Source organism: Kitasatospora sp. NPDC024654, from assembly GCF_055559155.1.
Map to the genome: position 1 here is coordinate 24,501 of NZ_JBVHLF010000068.1, position 16,758 is coordinate 41,258.

General features: G+C 75.1%; 16 protein-coding genes and 1 tRNA gene. 9 read left to right on the top strand and 8 right to left on the bottom strand.

Translation table 11 applies throughout. The features are described from left to right. Positions 1-197: 197 nt before the first annotated feature. Positions 198-833 (bottom strand): uracil phosphoribosyltransferase, encoded by a 636-nt coding sequence (gene upp, locus ACZ38L_RS29695; RefSeq protein WP_396556218.1) that lies wholly within the window; start codon positions 831-833, stop codon positions 198-200. 144 nt (positions 834-977) lie between these two features. On the opposite strand from upp, the gene ACZ38L_RS29700 reads away from it, so the two are divergent. The 4 genes from ACZ38L_RS29700 (at position 978) to ACZ38L_RS29715 (ending at position 2,737) form a co-directional block, all read left to right on the top strand. After that, positions 978-1,178: a hypothetical protein gene (locus ACZ38L_RS29700; RefSeq protein WP_396556220.1), complete on the top strand. Its 201-nt coding sequence runs from the start codon at positions 978-980 to the stop codon at positions 1,176-1,178. A 276-nt stretch (positions 1,179-1,454) separates the two neighbouring features. Next, positions 1,455-1,979 carry a tRNA adenosine deaminase-associated protein gene (locus ACZ38L_RS29705; RefSeq protein WP_465698966.1) on the top strand — a complete coding sequence of 175 codons (525 nt, stop codon included), beginning with the start codon at positions 1,455-1,457 and terminating at the stop codon, positions 1,977-1,979. Positions 1,980-2,035: 56 nt separating this feature from the next. After that, positions 2,036-2,563, top strand: a complete 528-nt coding sequence (gene tadA / locus ACZ38L_RS29710) for a tRNA adenosine(34) deaminase TadA (protein WP_465698969.1) — start codon at positions 2,036-2,038, stop codon at positions 2,561-2,563. Positions 2,564-2,650: 87 nt separating this feature from the next. Further along, positions 2,651-2,737 (top strand) — tRNA-Ser (locus ACZ38L_RS29715). Positions 2,738-2,814: 77 nt separating this feature from the next. On the opposite strand, the gene ACZ38L_RS29720 is transcribed toward ACZ38L_RS29715, so the two are convergent. The 7 genes from ACZ38L_RS29720 to ACZ38L_RS29750 form a co-directional block, all read right to left on the bottom strand. After that, positions 2,815-4,128 (bottom strand): protoporphyrinogen/coproporphyrinogen oxidase, encoded by a 1,314-nt coding sequence (locus ACZ38L_RS29720; protein ID WP_465698971.1) that lies wholly within the window; start codon positions 4,126-4,128, stop codon positions 2,815-2,817. Then, a complete protein-coding gene (locus ACZ38L_RS29725; RefSeq protein WP_465698973.1) occupies positions 4,128-5,726 on the bottom strand; it encodes a class I adenylate-forming enzyme family protein in 1,599 nt (532 codons plus the stop codon). Before ACZ38L_RS29725 ends, ACZ38L_RS29720 begins: the two co-directional genes overlap by 1 nt. After that, the gene (locus ACZ38L_RS29730) at positions 5,723-6,694 is read right to left on the bottom strand and encodes a UbiA family prenyltransferase (RefSeq protein ID WP_465698975.1); all 972 of its coding nucleotides are present in this window, start codon (positions 6,692-6,694) and stop codon (positions 5,723-5,725) included. The genes ACZ38L_RS29725 and ACZ38L_RS29730 overlap by 4 nt, the downstream gene beginning before the upstream one ends. Before the next feature lie 52 nt (positions 6,695-6,746). Next, positions 6,747-7,559 (bottom strand): methyltransferase domain-containing protein, encoded by an 813-nt coding sequence (locus tag ACZ38L_RS29735; RefSeq protein ID WP_465698977.1) that lies wholly within the window; start codon positions 7,557-7,559, stop codon positions 6,747-6,749. Positions 7,560-7,639: 80 nt separating this feature from the next. Further along, positions 7,640-8,134, bottom strand: coding sequence for a hypothetical protein (locus ACZ38L_RS29740; RefSeq protein WP_465698980.1), 495 nt, complete (start codon positions 8,132-8,134; stop codon positions 7,640-7,642). Positions 8,135-8,425: 291 nt separating this feature from the next. Continuing rightward, positions 8,426-9,568: a DegT/DnrJ/EryC1/StrS family aminotransferase gene (locus ACZ38L_RS29745; RefSeq protein WP_465698982.1), complete on the bottom strand. Its 1,143-nt coding sequence runs from the start codon at positions 9,566-9,568 to the stop codon at positions 8,426-8,428. Next, entirely contained in the window at positions 9,565-10,827 is a 1,263-nt protein-coding gene (locus tag ACZ38L_RS29750) for a DegT/DnrJ/EryC1/StrS family aminotransferase (protein WP_465698984.1), read from the bottom strand. The genes ACZ38L_RS29745 and ACZ38L_RS29750 overlap by 4 nt, the downstream gene beginning before the upstream one ends. 313 nt (positions 10,828-11,140) lie before the next feature. Here ACZ38L_RS29750 and ACZ38L_RS29755 point away from each other — a divergent pair, with 313 nt between their 5' ends. The 5 genes from ACZ38L_RS29755 to ACZ38L_RS29775 all read left to right on the top strand — a co-directional run bounded on the left by ACZ38L_RS29755 (position 11,141) and on the right by ACZ38L_RS29775 (position 16,642). Further along, positions 11,141-12,181, top strand: a complete 1,041-nt coding sequence (locus ACZ38L_RS29755) for a Gfo/Idh/MocA family oxidoreductase (RefSeq protein WP_465698986.1) — start codon at positions 11,141-11,143, stop codon at positions 12,179-12,181. Continuing rightward, on the top strand, positions 12,171-13,097 hold the full coding sequence (locus ACZ38L_RS29760; RefSeq protein WP_465698988.1) for a sugar phosphate isomerase/epimerase family protein: 927 nt from the start codon (positions 12,171-12,173) through the stop codon (positions 13,095-13,097). The genes ACZ38L_RS29755 and ACZ38L_RS29760 overlap by 11 nt, the downstream gene beginning before the upstream one ends. Further along, on the top strand, positions 13,091-14,410 hold the full coding sequence (locus ACZ38L_RS29765; protein WP_465698990.1) for a M20/M25/M40 family metallo-hydrolase: 1,320 nt from the start codon (positions 13,091-13,093) through the stop codon (positions 14,408-14,410). Before ACZ38L_RS29760 ends, ACZ38L_RS29765 begins: the two co-directional genes overlap by 7 nt. 82 nt (positions 14,411-14,492) lie before the next feature. Then, on the top strand, positions 14,493-15,689 hold the full coding sequence (locus ACZ38L_RS29770; protein ID WP_465698992.1) for an Ldh family oxidoreductase: 1,197 nt from the start codon (positions 14,493-14,495) through the stop codon (positions 15,687-15,689). Further along, a complete protein-coding gene (locus ACZ38L_RS29775; protein WP_465698994.1) occupies positions 15,686-16,642 on the top strand; it encodes a Gfo/Idh/MocA family protein in 957 nt (318 codons plus the stop codon). The genes ACZ38L_RS29770 and ACZ38L_RS29775 overlap by 4 nt, the downstream gene beginning before the upstream one ends. Positions 16,643-16,758: the final 116 nt, after the last annotated feature.

Below are 16,758 nucleotides of genomic sequence, written 5' to 3' on the forward strand. Positions count from 1 at the left end.
CGGAAGTTGGGGTCCCCGACGCTGTCCGATGGTCCGAGGGGGACCCCCATTGCTGTCCGTGCTCTGGGTGCTTGCGGATCCTGAGGGGGAGGCGGACGGCCCGCACCGAGAGCTCTCGGTGCGGGCCGTCCGCCGTGTTCTCCTGCTGGGCGCCGTGTCCTCGTGCTGTGCGCCGGGGCGTCGCGCCGGGCGCCGGGTCAGCCCGCGGTGCCGTAGAGCCGGTCGCCCGCGTCGCCGAGGCCGGGCACGATGTAGCCGTTCTCGTTGAGCCGCTGGTCGAGCGCGGCCGTGACCACGGTCACCGGCAGCCCGGCCAGCTCCTGCTCCATCACCGCGACGCCCTCCGGCGCGGCGAGCAGCACCACGGCCGTCACATCGGTCGCGCCGCGGTCGATCAGCAGCCGGATCGCGGCGACCAGGGTGCCGCCGGTGGCCAGCATCGGGTCCAGCACGTAGACCTGCCGGCCGGAGAGGTCGTCCGGCATCCGGGTCGCGTAGGTGGAGGCCTCCAGGGTCTCCTCGTTGCGCACCATGCCGAGGAACCCGACCTCGGCGGTCGGCAGCAGCCGGGTCATCCCGTCCAGCATGCCGAGGCCGGCCCGCAGGATCGGCACCACCAGCGGGCGCGGGTAGCTGAGCCGGGTCCCGGTGGTGACCGCGACCGGAGTGGTGATCTCGACCTCGTCGGTCCGCACGTCCCGGGTGGCCTCGTAGGCCAGCAGCGTGACCAGCTCGTCGGTGAGGCGACGGAAGGTCGGGGAGTCGGTGCGCTCATCGCGCAGCGTGGAGAGCTTGTGCGCCACCAGGGGGTGGTCGACGACGTGGATCCGCATGGTTCCGACCTTAACGGCGTTTGGACGCGGGTACGACCTCGCTCCGGTCGGACCGCCCGTGGCGTCCTGGCCGTGTCCTCGCCCAGGTAGCGACGTTGCCGTGGTATCAAACCTCCCCACCCGGGAAAGTCAGACCATATGAACATGACACCGGAGTCGGCCGCCGGCCCCCCCGAGGAACCCGCCGAGCCGCCCCTGGAGACGGAGGCCGAGCGCAGGCGCCGCCGCGCCGTCTTCCTGCGCGAACTCGCCGAGGCCCGCGAATTGAGGGCCCGGGTGCAGCCCCGGAAGACCAAGGAGCGCCGGATGCGCGAGGCACTGCGCATGCGGACCTTCCGAATCTGACACCCCGTCCGCCACTCCCGCGCGCCACCCCACCGCCGAAGCACCCCGGTGGACCCCGATTCCGACACGACCTGCAAAGACGCGGTGCCGAACACCCCCCGCGAAGCCGGCCTTTCTGTCACGATTCCGATGGGACGGTCCGAACAGCGGACCGCCTCTGGTGCGGGGGCGGCCAGACCGCGTTCGCCCGAGACCGCCTACGGCCGAGACCATTTGGGAGAGTCCCTGGTGGCGTACTTCGCTGCAGTGCTTGCTCGCACCGGTGACGGGTGGGATGTGAGCGAGACCGAGTTGGACAACGTGGAAACCCTTGCCGATCTTGCCGACCTGGCTCGTGAATCGGCAGAGGACGACGACACGGTGCTGGTCTTCATCGAACAGGAGGACGCCTGGTTCGCCGTCGTCCGGGTGGACGGCGAGGAGGATCCGCGGATCTTCGTGTCGGACGCCGCGGCCGCGGCCCGCAGCTCCTACGGGGACGTGGTCCTCACCGAGGAGCTGGTCGGCCGGGCCGGCGACAGTGAGTTCGAGGACCTCGACAGCCTGGTCGACGAGCTGGAGGAGGGCGAGGACGCCGAACTCGCCGACTCCGACACCGAGGAGGACGACGACGACCGCCCGGTCACCGGGCCCGGCGGGGTCCCGGTCGGCCCGCTCGGCGACGTCGAGCTGCTGGCCGACCTCGGGGTGGGCTCGAAGGAGCTGCTCGAGCTCAGCGGCGAGGGCGCCGAGCCCGGTGACGCGCTGAGCGAGATCGCCGACGCGCTCGGCTGCGCCGACGTCCTGGAGGCGGTGCGTTAGGGGCGGCGGGGTCGGGTGGACCGGGTGGGCCCTCCGGGTGCCCGACACTGGAAGGCATGCAGCCCCACCTCGACCTCGACTCCCTACCGACGCTGCGCCCGCTCCCGGCGCCGGTGCGCCCGGACCCGGTACGTGACCGGTGGACGGCGCCGATGCGCCTCGCCATCGCCGAGGCCGCACTCGCGCCGGCCACCGGTGACGTGCCGGTCGGCGCGCTGGTGCTCGGCCCGGACGGCACCGTGCTGGGCCGGGGCCACAACGAGCGTGAGGCGGTCGGCGACCCCACCGCGCACGCCGAGATCCAGGCCATCAGGGAGGCCGCCGCCGCGCTCGGCGAGTGGCGCCTCAGCGGCTGCACGCTGGTGGTCACCCTGGAGCCCTGCACCATGTGCGCGGGCGCGATCGTGCTCTCCCGGGTCGACCGGGTGGTCTACGGCGCGCTGGACGAGAAGGCGGGCGCGGCCGGCTCGCTCTTCGACGTGGTCCGCGACCGCCGGCTCAACCACCGGCCGGAGGTCGTCTGGGGCGTGCTCGCCGAGGACTGCGGGGCCCAGCTGCGCGCTTTCTTCGACACCCACCGCTGAGACGCCCACCACCGAGCCACCGCCCGCCGGCCCAGCGATCCCAACGGATTTCGTGACCACGCCACCCGTCCGGTAGAGTCTCCTCTCGGTAGCGTGTCCGAGCGGCCAAAGGAGCACGCCTCGAAAGCGTGTGTGGGGGCAACTCCACCGTGGGTTCGAATCCCACCGCTACCGCTGGAGCAGGACGACGGAGGGCCCCGACCATCGCGGTCGGGGCCCTCCGTCGTCGTGGCCTCGGTTCCGCTGCCGGGTCACCCCCGTACCGCGGTGGCCGGCTCGGCGGCCAGCCGCTGGGCGGGGAGCAGGGCGGAGTGGGCGGCCGCTTCGCTGTTCGGACGCAGGGACAGCCAGTCGCCCGCGTAGTCGACCCGGCGGCGGGGGCGGGTCAGGAACGCGGGCCGCAGGCGCAACGCGGCCGGGGTGGCCTCGGGCAGGCCGTGACGGTGGCGGAAGACCCGGGCGGTGCGCAGGGCGGCGGTGAGGCCGGGCAGGAAGCGTTCCGCCTCGGTGACGGCGGCCGAGACCACCTCGGCGTCCGGGGCGCCCAGCAGGTCGGGGACGGCCCAGGGGGCGAGCAGCAGGCTGACCATGCCCCGCCCTTCCGGCACCCGCCCGGCGGCCTTGAGGTGGTCCAGGATCGCGCCGCCCACCACCCGGCTCTCGGTGGCGGGGATCAGCAGGCCGCAGCTGGGACTGCGGGTCGGCGAGGGCAACGCGCGGTCCAGCAGGCAGGCCACCTTGAGCATCGGGGTGTAGCCGCTGGCGGCCAGGTACGGGCGCTCGTCCTCGGGCAGGCCGGGGTGGACCGCGAGCACCTGCGGCGCGGGCATCGCGAGCACCGCCTGCCGGGCGCTGACCGTGCCCCCGTCGGTGAACTCCAGCAGCACCGAGCCGGGTCGCTCGGTGACCCGGGCCAGGGTGGCGCCGGTGGTGACCGGCAGCCGCTCGGCGAGTCGGCGGGTCAGCGTGTCCATCCCGTCCCGGTAGGTCAGCCAGCGTGCGCCGACCCCGCCGGTGGCGGCCAGCATGGCGGCCATCGGGCCGATCGCCGAGCGCTCGCAGTGCCAGCCGAAGAACCCGCCGGCCAGCGGCTGGAGCAGCGCGTCGTGCAGGTCGGGGTGGTAGCGCCCGGCGGCCTCACTGACCGTCAGCTCGCCGAACGCGGTGACCGACCGGCGGACCGCGGCCCCGAAGCGCAGCAGGTCGAGGCGCCCGCGCAGCGACATCCCGGCGCCGGTCAGCAGGCCGAGCGGGCGGCCGGAGTGGGGGTGGGCCCGCCCGCCGCGCCACAGCGCGTAGCTGTGCTCGATGGGCAGCACCTCCGCCGAGGGCAGAGCGCAGGCCCGGATCAGCTCCCAGGTGGCGTCGTACCCGCGCAGCGCGATGGTCTCGGCGCCCTCGTCGATCAGGTAGCCCTGGTGCCGGCTGGAGGCCATCCGACCGCCGACCCGCCCGGTGGCCTCGAAGACCCGCACCTCGCGACCGGCCCGGGCCAGCCGGTGCGCGGTGGCCAGGCCCGCGATGCCCGCACCGACCACCGCGACGTCCAGCTCCGGGCCGGCCATCAGGTCCACCTCCCTGTGCCGTGGGCGGCGACCCCCGCCAGGTAGCGGCTGCGCAGCAGGTGCCGGCAGACCTTGCCGGTGCCGGTGCGCGGCAGCGCGTCCCAGCCGAGCTGCAACGGCTCGGCCAGCGGCGGCAGGTCGCGCACCGCGTGCCGCCAGCGCTGCGGGTCCAGCGCGCCGTGCCGGGTGACCAGCACCGGCAGCGGCGGGCGCCCCTCGCCGGCGGCCAGCACCACGGCCTCCGCCAGCTCCGGCAGCCGGTCGTGCAGCACGTCCTCCAGCTCGACGCAGCTCAGCCCGGGAATCATGTCCACCTCGCGGTCCAACAGCCGCAGCCTGCCGGTGCGGGTGCGCACCCCGAGGTCCCCCGTGTTGAACCAGCGCCCGGTCAGCTTGGCCTGCCAGCGCTCGGGCTCCCCCTCGTACCCGCCGCACAGCCCGGGGGTCCGGGCCAGCACGACGCCCGGCTCGCCGCGCCGCACCGGGCGCAGCGTCTCGGGGTCCACCACCCGCAGGCCGACCCAGCCGGGCACCGGGCGGCCCAGGTCGCGGGTGGTGGGGTGGCGCTGCTCGCGCCCGGCGACCGCGCGCCGGGTGAGCACGCGGAAGGTGAGCGGGCCGGTCTCGGTCTGCCCCAGGCCCTGCACCCAGATCGGCCACCGGCGCCGGGAGGCGGCCAGGAAGTCCCGCACGGTGGGCGGGTGGACGGCGTCGAAGGTGCTGATGCACAGCCGCAGGTCGGCGAAGGGGGTGTCCGGTTCGCCCGCCAGCGGTTGCCACCGCATGTAGGTGGCCGGCAGCGCCTCCAGCACGGAGGGCCGGTGGGCGCGCAACAGCGGTGCGGCCAGCGACGGTTCGGCGTCGGCGAGCAGCAGGACGGTCCGCGGCCTGGCCCACAGGGCGGAGATCGTCCAGGAGACCGCCCGGCCGTGGGCGAAGGCGATCGCGCTGGCCGCGGTGTCCTCGCGGCGGACCGAGACCACCGGCCAGCGGTGCGCCTCGATCCCGGTGAGCCGGCGCACCAGGCTGGTGGTGGAGTGGATCACCAGTTTGGGCAGCCCGGTGGTGCCCGAGGTGTGGTTGATCACCAACGGCTCGTCGTCCGGCCGGCGGTGCACGGCGGGGACGGCGCCGCCGCGCAGCGCCTCGAGCGCGATCGCTCCGGGCGCGGAGCCGTCGAGACAGAGCGTGCGCACCCCGTGGGCGGCGCAGCCGGGTGTGAGGGTGTGGCGGTCGGAGATCAGCAGGACGGGCTTGAGGCGGGCCAGCAGCACGGCCAGCGCCTCGGGGGCGAGCTGGTCGGAGAGCAGCGCGGGCACCGCGCCGATCCGGGTGGCGGCGCAGGTCAGCAGCGCGTAGTCCCAGTGGTTGCGCTTGTGGATCGCCACCCGGTCGCCGGGGCGGACCTTGGCGGCGACCAGCACGGCCGACATCTCCCGCACGAGTTCCGCCAGTTGCGGGATCGTCCAGGTGCAGCCGGCCTCCGGTGCGAGGTCCAGCGGTCGGCTGAGCCGGACCACGGTGGGCGAGCCGCGCTCGGCCAGGGTCTCGAGGAGCGGCCCGGGGTCGAGCGGCCTCGGGGCGCGGGAGAACCTCATGCGGCACCTCCGTTGATCAGGCAGGCGGTCACCAGCAGGGCGCAGCAGACCCGGTGGGTGTGGATGCCCAGCCGGCGGGCCCGCAGGACCTCACCGGCCGCCAGACCGAGCGTGAACTGGCCGGCCCGCAGGGCGATCACCGGGGACATCAGGGCCGCGAACCACCACGGCGCCAGGCCGGTCAGCGAGGGCACCACCAGCAATGCCGCCTCCACCAGGGAGAGTGCGGCGATGAAGGCCGCGTTGCCGCGCGGGGAGGTCAGCGCGGCGACGGTCCGGCGGCCCACCGCGCGGTCGCCCGCGATGTCGTTGATGTTGGAGTAGACGCCGAAGAGCAGTGGGCCCAGGCCGAAGACCAGGGCCTGGACCAGTGCGAAGGACCCGATCCGGCCGGTGACCAGGCCGTAGGGGGCGACCACGAAGACCCAGCCGTAGAAGGCCAGCAGGAACTCCTGCCAGCCGTGGTAGCTGAGCTTGAGCCACCAGGAGTACTGGAACCCGGCGAAGGCGCAGGCCGCGATGGACAGCACCGCCCAGCCGGGCCGGACCGGGGCCAGCAGCACCGCCCCCGTCCAGCAGGCGAACTGGACCGCGATGGCCAGCCAGGCGAACCGCACGGCCTGCGCCTCACCGAGGCTGCCGGCGATCAGCGGCTTGCGGGCCAGCCGCCGGGCGGGCGCGTCGGGGCCGTAGCTGGTCGCGTCGCTGCCGTCACGGTAGCCCGTCACGTCGTCGAACGAGCACCCGCCGGCGAACATCGCCACGCCGCCGGCCAGGAAGAGCGCGAGCACCGCGTAGCCGGCCGGGCCGGGGCCGCCGGCCGGCAGCAGCATCGCCAGCAGCAGCGGGGTGGCCAGGTAGTAGTCGTAGATGTCGAGCTTGGCGAGCCGCGCGTAGACCCGCCAGGAGACGACCGCGGGCGCCGGGGCGGGGCCGGGTGGTCGGGTGAGGACGGCGGTGATTCCCATGGGACGTGGAACTCCCCTTCGTGACGGCGTTGCTGCGAACTGGGCCGGTCGGCTAGCGGGCGGGCCGCCGGGCCTGGACCGAGTAGTGGACGCAGGAGGCGGCCCGGAACCCTGGGTGCCGCATCACCGCGCGCACCCCGGCCAGCTGGGCGTCCGTCAGCCCCTCGGCCAGCAGCCGTTCGCGCAGTGTGCGGGTGTGGCTGACCAGCAGCTCCAGGCCGGGGTGGCCGGCCGACCAGAGCACGATCCGCGGCTGCGGGTCGATCGCGGTGAAGCCGGCCGCGTGCAGCTCGGCGGCGCACTCGCGTCCCCAGACCGGCCGGCCGCCGGCGCGCTCGAAGGCGCGGTTCTTGGCGGCCAGGAAGTCCTCGTAGAGCCGCGCGGAGGCCTCGTCGGGCGCGGTCAGCACCGGGCCGTAGGAGACGTCGAACTCGTCGATCTGCAGCCAGCCGCCGGGACGCAGCGCGGTGAGCAGCCGGTCCAGCGCGGCCCGCCGGTTCGGCACGTGCTGCAGCACCAGCCGGGCGTGGATCAGGTCGAACGCGGCCTCGGGCAGCGGGTCGTGACCGACGTCGTGGCGCTCGGCCCGCAGGTTCGGGTGGGCCGGCACCCGCTCGGGGAACAGGTCGGTGGCCAGTACCCGGCCGCCGGGCGCGACCCGCTCGGCCAGCCAGCGCGCGATCTCGCCCTCACCGGCGCCGACCTCCAGGCAGTGCCAGCCGGCGCCGAGCCCGGTGGCGGCCAACCGCTCGGTGGTGAACGGGTCGTAGGCGGCGGACCGGCTGGCGGCCTGGTCCCGGACGGCGTCCCCGAGGTCCCCGAAGGCGTACTCGGGCTCGGCGGGACGGGCGATGAGGTCGGACATGCGGCTCCTCCACACTCGTGGGTGGGCGAACGAAGGGGAGCCGCCGACGAGTCGGCGGCTCCCCGCGTACTGCGTCAGGCTCAGCTGAAGTTCAGGTCGTAGACGCCCTGCTGGCGCGGCTGGAGCCGGGCCTCGCCGGTGATGCCCTCGAACGCGCCGGTCCCGCCGCTGACGACGCCGCTGACCGGGCGGTCGTCGGGGCGGCCCGGGTCGTTGCTGATCGGCAGCACCACGCTGAAGGAGATCTTGCCCTGGTCCTTGATCTCGATCAGGCCGGTGCAGAAGACCTCGTCGGTCCTGCCGCCGATCCGGTCCTTGTCGCAGAGGTCGTAGGCGGTGCCGATGAGGTTGCCGTTGGTGTCCTTGACCCGAGCGGTGCCACCGAAGGCGGTGCCCACCGACTGGGCCGAGCCGGCCTCGTCATTGGTGCCGTTGAAGTCCAGGGTGAGGGACGGCACGTTCGCCACCCGCACCGACTGGCTGCTCGCCAGAGCAGGGACGGTCAGCGCGCCGACCGTCCCGACCGCGAGACCGGCGATCGCGAGGGCGACGGAACGCTTGGCCGTGAGTTGCATGGGTCCTCCTTGGACGCGCCGGGCCCGGTGCCCGACTGCGGCGCCAGTTGATCACAGCGGGGATTCAGTCGATCACCCTGCGTGTCGCGGCGGATCGGGCGGTGCCCTCCCTTGTGCGCCAAGGGATCTCGCGGTCCCGCGGGCGCCACGAGCGGCCGCGCCGACAGTCACCAAGATCACCCGGATGGGCGTTGATCTTCACTCGCACGGCGGGCCCGTGGTGACCGGTGTTGACCGGCGCCACGGGCCCGTTCGTAGTCGTGCGATCCGCCAACCAGACGGCAAGGAGAGTCAGTTGAGCGCGAACTCGGTGACCGCGTCGGCGATCCGCTCGACCTGGGTGTCCGTCAGGTGCGGATAGACCGGGATGGACAGTGCCCGCGCGGCGGCCCGGTCGGCGGCCGGGCAGTCCGCGCCCGGCCGGACGTAGCGCTGGAAGGCCGGCTGCCGGGGCAGTGCCTGCGGATAGTAGGCGTGCGAGGCCACCCCGCTGGCGGCCAGGTGGTCGCGCAGCGCGTCCCGCCGCTCGGCGAGCAACGTGTAGACGTAGTAGCAGCGGCCCTCGACACCCGGCGGCGGGGCCAGCACCCCGCGCTCGGCGAGCGGGGCGAACCGCTCGCCGTAGTAGGCCGCGATCTCGGCCCGGCGGGCCAGCCGGGCGGGCAGGCCGGGCAACCGGTGCAGCTGGAAGGCCGCCTGCAGTTCGTCGAAGCGGCTGTTCCAGCCGATCCGGTGGTGTCGGAAGCGCTCCCGGCCGTCCTGCCCGTGGTTGCGCAACATCCTCACCGTGCGCCCGAGTTCGGCGTTCCGGGTGACCACCACACCGCCCTCGCCGGCCATCCCGAAGGTCTTCACCTGGACGAACGAGTACACCCCCGCCTCGCCCCACAGGCCTGCCGGACGGCCGGCCAGCACGCCGCCCTGGGCCACCGCGGAGTCCTCCGGCAGCCGCAGGCCGTGCCGCTCGGCCAGCGCCGCCACGGCCGGCATGTCGGCCATCACCGAGAACACGTGCGCGGGCATCAACGCCTTGGTGCGCGAGGTGATCCGGCTCGCCATCGACTCCGGATCGACCACCATCAGCCACGGGTCGACGTCGGCGAAGACCGGCACCGCGCCCACGCTCAGCACGCTGGAGGCCAGCGGCGCGCAGCCGAAGGCCGGCACCACCACCTCGTCACCCGGGCCGATCTCCATCGCGGCCAGGATCAGGGTGAGCCCCGAGGTGCCGCTGCCGCAGGCGATCACGTCGGCCGCGCCCAGTTGCTCGGCCAACTCCCCTTCCAGCCGCGCGGTCCGCTCGCCCAGGATGAAGCGCTGGGCGGGGTGGGTACCGGTCTCCCGGAGCAGCCGGAGCAGCACCGCGCGGTCCTCCTCGAAGAGGTCCGGGGGGAAGAACGGGATCAGCGGGCGGGCTTCGATGCCGAGGGTCATGCCGGGACTCCTGCCGGGTCGGGCGCGGCGCCGCCGGAGACCGGGTCACCGGTGAGGAAGCCGCGGATCAGCGCGCAGACGGTGTCGACCTGGTCGAGTTCGAGGTCGGGGTAGAGCGGCAGCGCCACCGCGCGGGTGCAGGCCGCCTCGGCGGCCGGGAAGTCGCCCGGGCGGTGGCCGAGCTCCGCGAAGCAGGGCTGCAGGTGCAGCGGGCTCGGGTAGTAGGTCTCGGTCTCCACGCCGTGCCGGGCCAGGTGGGCCACCAGCTCGTCGCGTCGCTCGGTCTCGATCAGGTAGACGTAGAAGACCTGGCCCTCGATCCCGCCGACCGGCGGCCGGCGCAGCAGCCCGGGCAGGCCGGCCAGCCGCTGGTCGTAGGCCCGGGCCAGCTCGGCGCGGCGGGCGATGTCGGCGTCCAGCCGGCCGAGCTTGGCGAGCAGCACGGCGGCCTGCAGGTCGTCCATCTTGCTGTTGCAACCGGGCAGCGAGGTGCTGGTGTTGATCGCCGGGAAGTTGCCGATGGTCCGCCCGAACCGGCCGTGGTGGCGCAGCGCGTCGGCGGTCCGGGCGATCGCGTCGTCGTCGGTGAGGATCGCGCCGGCGTCGCCGATCGCGCCGAGGGTCTTGGTCGGGAAGAACGACAGCACCCCGCCGGCCCCGAACCGGCCCGCGTGGCGGTCGCCGATCCGCATGCCGATCGCCTCCGCGCTGTCCTCCAGCACGGTCAGCCCGTGCCGGTCGGCGATCTCGCCGACCGCCGCCATGTCGGCGAGCCGGTGGAAGAGGTGGACCGGCATCACGAACCTGGTCCGCTCGGTGAGCACCGCCTCGAGCCCGGCCGGGTCGAGCGCGTAGCTCTCCGGGTCGATGTCGACGAAGACCGGACGGCCACCGGCCAGCACCACCGAGCTGGCGCTGGCCACGAAGCTGAACGCCGGGACCACCACCTCGTCACCCGGCCGCAGTCCGGCCGCGCGCAGCAGCAGCACCAGCGCGTCGGTGCCGCTGTTGACGCCGATCACGTGCCGGACACCGGTGTACTCGGCCAGCGCGCGCTCGAAGCGCTCGACCTGGCGGCCGTGCGAGAACTTGCCGTCGTCCAGCACCTCGGTGGCGTAGCGCTCGATCAGCGGCCAGAGTTCGGCGTAGCCGCGGGCCTGACTGAAGAACGGCACCCGGCGGTGCGCGGCGATCTGCCGCGGCGGACCGCCGTCGGCCGCGGTACCGGCTACGGGACTGGTGGTCGCGGAACGCTGCAACGCTCCCCCTCGGGAGGACGGGATCGGCCGGACGGGATCACCGGCGGGGATCCGGAATGATCCCGCGCCGGGGGCCCGAGGCTACGTCAACAACACTCGGCAATACCGTCAAAAGAGTGCTGATCGTTGATAATCCACCCTTTCGTGAAGGAACACCCCAAAGCGAATTGACTTCTCGTCAGCTTGATCGGCAGGCTGTGGCCGGTCGGCGCGGGCGCCCGGCGCTGGCCCGCGCCCCTCCCGTGCCACCGGTCCACCGGCAGGCTCCCATCACTCCAACTCCCCATCCCTTCACGCCTGGAGGCGCTCCGCGATGCTCCGCACCCTGGTCGTCGGTCTCGGCCGCGCGGGCGCCGGGCTGCACATCCCCGTGCTGCTCAGGCTCCGGCGCGAGCCGGGCCGCAGACTCTTCGCGGACGGCCCGATCCTGGCCGTGGACCCGCGGCCGGCAGCGGTGCCCGGCGGGCCGGAGGTCCGACTGGTCGCCTCGCCGGCGGCGGCCCGACAACAGCTGGAACCGGCCCGCACGGTGGTCCACCTCTGCACGCCACCCGAGGAACGAGCAGCCCTGGTCGGCGAGTTGGTGGAGCTCGGGTTCCGCCGGCTGATCATCGAGAAGCCGCTCAGCGCCCACCACAGCGACCTCGCCGCGCTCGCCCGGCTGGTCCGCATCGAGCGGCTGGCGGTCTCGGTGGTCGCTCCCTGGCTGGCCAGCACGCTGACCGAGCGGCTGGAGGGGCTGGTCGTCCAGGGCGGACTCGGACCACTTCGGCGGATCTCGGTGCGCCAGCACAAGCCGCGAATCCGCCGCTCGCTGCACACCCACGGCCATCCGACCGCCTTCGACATCGAGATCCCGCACTCGCTCGGGGTCGCGCTTCGCCTCGCCGGGGACGCCGAGGTGGTCCAGGCGGGCTGCCAGGACCTGCGGGTCGGCGACCAGCTGCGCCCGGCGCTGGCCTCGGCCCGGCTGGTGCTGGCGCACCGCGGTGGAGTACGCACCGAGATCGTCTCCAACCTGGCCTCGCCGATCCGCGAGCGGCGGATCACGCTGCGCTTCCAACACGGCACGGCGATCGGCCACTATCCGGGCAGCGCGGACGACGAGTACGCCCATCTCCGGCTCTCCGGGCGGCGGCTGAACTCCCACGAGGTCTTCCCCGACGACTCGCTCGGCCACTACCTGCGGCGCACCTACGGTCGATTCCTGGACGAACGGCCGTTTCCGCCCGCCGAGTTCGAGCAGCACGTCCGGGCGGTCGGGCTGCTCGCCGACGCCAAGCGGATCAGCCGGGCCACCGCCGGACCCTCCCAACCGGTCGACCGCGAACTGGAGTTGACCCATGCCCGCTGAGCTGACGGCCGGGCCCCAGCTGGACGTGCAACGGATCTTCTACTGCGGAGTGGCCGACGAGGCCGCCCCCGGGATCACCGACCAGATCGACGTCACCCTCGAACTCGGTTGGCGTGCCATCGAGTTGCGCACGGTGGACGGCCTCGGGGTGGACCAGCTGAGCGGCCCGGAGTTCACCCGGGCCGCCGCCCGGATCGCCGAGGCCGGGCTGGTGGTACCGGTGGTGGCCTCCCGGATCGGCGGCTGGTCCCGCCCGGTCGACTGCGACTTCGCCGCCGAGCTGGCCGAGCTGGCGGTGCTGGCCGAGCGCTGCGCGGTGCTCGGCACCCGCTTCGTACGGATCATGTCCTACCCCAACGACGGCCGGCCGGACGACGGGTGGGAGCGGGAGGTGGTCCGCCGGATCGGCGCGCTGGCCGACCGGGCCGCCGACGCCGGCCTGGTGCTGCTGCACGAGAACTGCTCGGGCTGGGCCGGCCGGGACGCGACCCGGGCGCTGCGGCTGGTGGCGGCCGTCCGCGAGGACGCCTTCGGCCTGCTCTTCGACACCGGCAACGGCGCCGCGCACGACTACCGCTCCTACCCGATGCTGCGCGAACTGGCCGGCCACGTCCGGCACGTGCACGTGAAGGACGCGGTCGGCGGGCCCGCGGCCCCCGAGTACCGGCTGCCCGGCGAGGGCGACGCGCAGGTCACCGACGCGTTGCGGCTGCTGGCCGAGGGCGGCTACCGGGGCGGCTGGTCGATCGAGCCACACCTCGCGGTCCGCCCGCACGAGGGGCACCGGGACGGGCCGGCCGAGTGCCGGGCGGCCTTCCTCGCCAGCGGGCGGGCGCTGCGCGCGCTCGCCGAGCGGGTGGCGAGCGGGTCCGGCTGGCGGTCCGACCCGGCCGGTCTGGAGCGGGTGCCGTGCTGACCCCGACCGGGCCGGCTCCCGCCGAGCCGGCCGAGGCCGTGCTGACCCCGGCCGACCACCAGCTCTTGCTGGACCTGCTGCAACTGCCCACCGCCGGGCCGCTGGAGAGCGGTGACCACGCGGCCCGGCTGGCCGAGGCGCAGCTCTGCTACGCCGACGCCGCCGCGGAGCTCGGCTTCGCCGTGCTGCGACACGGCCCCCCGGAGCCGCACTGGGTCGAGGCACCCGAGGTCCCGCTGCCGGTGCGCACGGCGGCGGCCGCCGACCCGGAGTTCCTGGCCCGCCAGCCGAGCCTGCTGCTGCGCCTCGGCGGCCCGGCGCCGCGGGAACGGACGGTGATGTTCAACGTCCACCTGGACACCGTCGCCGGGGTGCAGCCGGTCGGCCACCACCCCGGCCCGGACGGCGGCCGGTTCACCGGCCGGGGCGCGGTGGACGCCAAGGGCCCGGCGGTCGCGCTACTGGCCGGCCTGCGGGCCGCGCAGGCCGAGCGGCCCGGGCTGGCCGAGCGGATCTGCGTGCTGGTGCAGGCCGTGGCGGGCGAGGAGGGCGGCGCGTTGGGCACCTTCGGCACCCGTCCGCTGGTCGCCGCCGGACACTACGGCCGGCTCAACGTGTTCTGCGAGCCGACCGGCAACCGCGCGCTGCCGCGCTCCACGGCGGCGATGACCGCTCGGATCCGGGCAACCGGCGAGGACGCCATCGACGACCGTCCGGCGGCCGGCCACAACGCGACCGTGCTGCTCGGCTTCCTGGCCCAGCACCTGGCCGCGGCCATCGACCCGGGCGCCGGGCAGCTCTGCGTGGCCGGGCTGCACACCGGCCGGCTGCACAACCGGGTCTACGGTCGGGGCGAGCTGCTGCTCAACCTGGCCTACCCCGACTCCGCCACCGCCGAGCGGCTGGCCACCGCCGTCCCGACCGCCCTCGCGGACGGGCTGCGCGCCTTCGCCGAGCGGTTCGCCGACGTCCCGCTGCTGGCCCGCACGGCGGCCGACGCCGAGCGGATCACCCGGCTGGACTGGCTCAAGCGCGGCCTGCCGGCGCTGACCCCGGACGAAAGCACCGGCGAGTGGCTCGCCCGGCTGCTGGCCACCGCCGGCGTGCCGGCCTGGCCCGCCGACCAGCCCGCCTTCACCTGTGACGCGATCTGGCTGGCCGACCGGCCGGGCACCGCCACCGTGGTGCTCGGGCCGGGCACGCTGGAGGGCAACCACGCCCACGCGGAGGGCGAGTTCGTGACCGCCGCGGAGCTGGCCCGCTTCGCCCGGACGGTCGCCGACCTGATCGCCGCCTTCGACGCCGACCCCTAGGGCCGGTCCCACGGACCCGGAAGGATCCGCCGGACCGGCCCGAGCCCCCGCTGCCCCACCCGACCCCCGCCGAGGACTCCGCATGTCGCAGCTGACCCCCGCGCCCCCGCCGTCCGCCGCCGAGGAGGGCGACGGCGCCCGCGTCCCCGCCGCCCGGCCGGCCGGCACCGCGCCCGCCGTGCTGGTGGCCCACGCCGAGCTGCTGCGCTTCACCGCCGCCGTCTTCGAACGACGCGGCGTGCCGGCAGCCCGGGCCGAGCTCGCCGCCGAGGCGCTCTGCTACGGCGACCTCACCGGCCTGACCTCGCACGGCCTGACCAACCTCACCCGGCTCTACCTCCCGCTCTTCGACCAGGGCCGGACCGACCCGGCCGCCGAGCCCGAGGTGCTGGCTGACCTGGGCGCCGCCGTGCTGCTGGACGCCCACCGCGCGCTGGGCCTGTGGGCCGCGCCGGAGGCGATGGACCTCGCGGTCGAGCGGGCCGGGCGGCACGGCGTCGGCCTGGTCTCGGTCCGCGGCGCGACCCACCTCGGCTGCGCGGGTTTCCACACCCTGCGGGCGGCGCGGCGCGGCCGGATCGGGCTGCTCGCCTCCAACTGCGGCCGGCAGCGGATCGCCCGCCCGCCGGGCGGCCGGGTGGCGATGCTCGGCACCAACCCGCTCAGCGTGGCCGCGCCGGCCGGGCCGCACCACCCGTTCGTGCTGGACATGAGCACCACGGCGGTCCCCACCGGCCGGATCCGGGCCGCCGCCCGGGCCGGCCAGCGGATCCCGGCCGGCTGGCTGGCCGGCGAGGACGGGCGGCCGGTCACCGACCCGGCCGCCTTCGACCGCGGCGAGGCGCACCTGCTCTGGCTGGGCGGCAGCCCGGAGGGCGGCGCGTACAAGGGGTACGGGCTCGGGCTGGTGGTCGAGGTGCTCGGCGCGCTGCTGGCCGGCGCCGGGCTCGGGCCGGCCGCCGAGGCGCTGACCGGCGACGGCGGCCCGACCGGCCGGGACGACGACATCGGCTTCCTCGCGCTGGCCGTGGCCCCCGGCGCGTTGCGGCCGGCGGCGGAGTTCGACAAGGACGCCGGCGGGCTGTTCGGCACTCTGCTGGACTGCCCGCCGGTCGAGCCCGGCCGGCCGGTCGGCTACCCGGGGCTGCTGGAGGGCGAGCTGGCCGAGCGGCACCGGCGGCAGGGCGTGCCGCTGGCCCCGGCCCGCTACCGCGAGCTGACCGAGCTGGCCGCCACGACCGGCCTGACCGCGCCCGCGCCGCTGGGGGCCGGGCGATGACCGCGGCAGGGGCGCCGCGTCCACTCGCGGTGATCGGACTGGGCGTCATCTCCCGCTTCTACCTGGCCGCCCTGGAGCAGGCCCCCGGGCTGCGGGCGGCCGCCGTCTGCGACCTGGAGGAGGCCGCGCTGGCCCCCGCCCGGGCGGCCGGTCTGCCCGCCCACCGGGACCACCGGGCACTGTTGGCGGCCCATCCCGAGCTGGCCGGGGTGATCGTCACCGTGCCCAACGACGCCCACTTCGCGCTCTGCCGCGACCTACTGACGGCCGGCCTGCCGGTCTGCGTGGAGAAGCCGCTGGCGATCCGCTCGGCCGACGCCCGGGCGCTGGCCGCGCTGGCCGCCGAGCGGGGGGTGCCGCTGCTCACCGCGTTCCACCGGCGCTACAACGCCGAGGCGATCCGACTGGCCGCCGGCTGCCTGGGCCGCCCGATCACCAAGGTCACCGTCCGCTACCTGGAGCGGATCGAGGAGCACGTCGGCCGGGACCGCTGGTACCTGGACCCGGCGCGCTGCGGCGGTGGCTGCGTGGCTGACAACGGGCCGAACGCCTTCGACCTGGTCCGGCTGCTGCTCGGCGAGGTCACCGTGGACGCGGCCCGGATCGACCGGGACGCGACCGGGCTGGACCGGCAGGCCGTGATCGAACTGACCGCCAGCACACCGACCGCCTCCGGCCCGGCGGCACGCGCCCGGGTCGAGCTGGACTGGTCCTACGACGGCGAGTGCAAGGACGTGGAAGTCGAGCTGGCCGACGGTACGGTCCACCGGGCCGACCTGCTGGCCGGCCACCACGGCTTCAAGGCCTCGCTCTGGCACGAGTACCAGGGCATCCTGGCCGCCTTCGAGACCGCCCTGGCCGACCCGGCCGCCCATCAGGACGGCGGGATCGCCGCCCTCGACCTGGTCGAGGCCACCTACCGGCTCGACCACGACGCGTTGGAGGTCCGATGACCCTGCTGGCCGATCCCCGCCGGGGGGGGGGGGGGGGGGGGGGGGGGGGGGGGGGGGGGGGGGGGGGGGGGGGGGGGGGGGGGGGGGAGGGGGGGGGGGGGGGGGGGGGGGGGGGG

Excerpts from the sequence above, each read along its gene's own strand:
- ACZ38L_RS29775 (WP_465698994.1), top strand. The coding sequence starts at position 15,686 with ATGACCGCGGCAGGGGCGCCGCGTCCACTCGCGGTGATCGGACTGGGC.
- upp (WP_396556218.1), bottom strand. The coding sequence starts at position 833 with ATGCGGATCCACGTCGTCGACCACCCCCTGGTGGCGCACAAGCTCTCC.
- ACZ38L_RS29740 (WP_465698980.1), bottom strand. The coding sequence starts at position 8,134 with ATGCAACTCACGGCCAAGCGTTCCGTCGCCCTCGCGATCGCCGGTCTC.
- ACZ38L_RS29755 (WP_465698986.1), top strand. The coding sequence starts at position 11,141 with ATGCTCCGCACCCTGGTCGTCGGTCTCGGCCGCGCGGGCGCCGGGCTG.
- ACZ38L_RS29700 (WP_396556220.1), top strand. The coding sequence starts at position 978 with ATGACACCGGAGTCGGCCGCCGGCCCCCCCGAGGAACCCGCCGAGCCG.
- ACZ38L_RS29720 (WP_465698971.1), bottom strand. The coding sequence starts at position 4,128 with ATGGCCGGCCCGGAGCTGGACGTCGCGGTGGTCGGTGCGGGCATCGCG.
- ACZ38L_RS29730 (WP_465698975.1), bottom strand. The coding sequence starts at position 6,694 with ATGGGAATCACCGCCGTCCTCACCCGACCACCCGGCCCCGCCCCGGCG.
- ACZ38L_RS29745 (WP_465698982.1), bottom strand. The coding sequence starts at position 9,568 with ATGACCCTCGGCATCGAAGCCCGCCCGCTGATCCCGTTCTTCCCCCCG.
- ACZ38L_RS29735 (WP_465698977.1), bottom strand. The coding sequence starts at position 7,559 with ATGTCCGACCTCATCGCCCGTCCCGCCGAGCCCGAGTACGCCTTCGGG.
- tadA (WP_465698969.1), top strand. The coding sequence starts at position 2,036 with ATGCAGCCCCACCTCGACCTCGACTCCCTACCGACGCTGCGCCCGCTC.
- ACZ38L_RS29760 (WP_465698988.1), top strand. The coding sequence starts at position 12,171 with ATGCCCGCTGAGCTGACGGCCGGGCCCCAGCTGGACGTGCAACGGATC.
- ACZ38L_RS29725 (WP_465698973.1), bottom strand. The coding sequence starts at position 5,726 with ATGAGGTTCTCCCGCGCCCCGAGGCCGCTCGACCCCGGGCCGCTCCTC.
- ACZ38L_RS29770 (WP_465698992.1), top strand. The coding sequence starts at position 14,493 with ATGTCGCAGCTGACCCCCGCGCCCCCGCCGTCCGCCGCCGAGGAGGGC.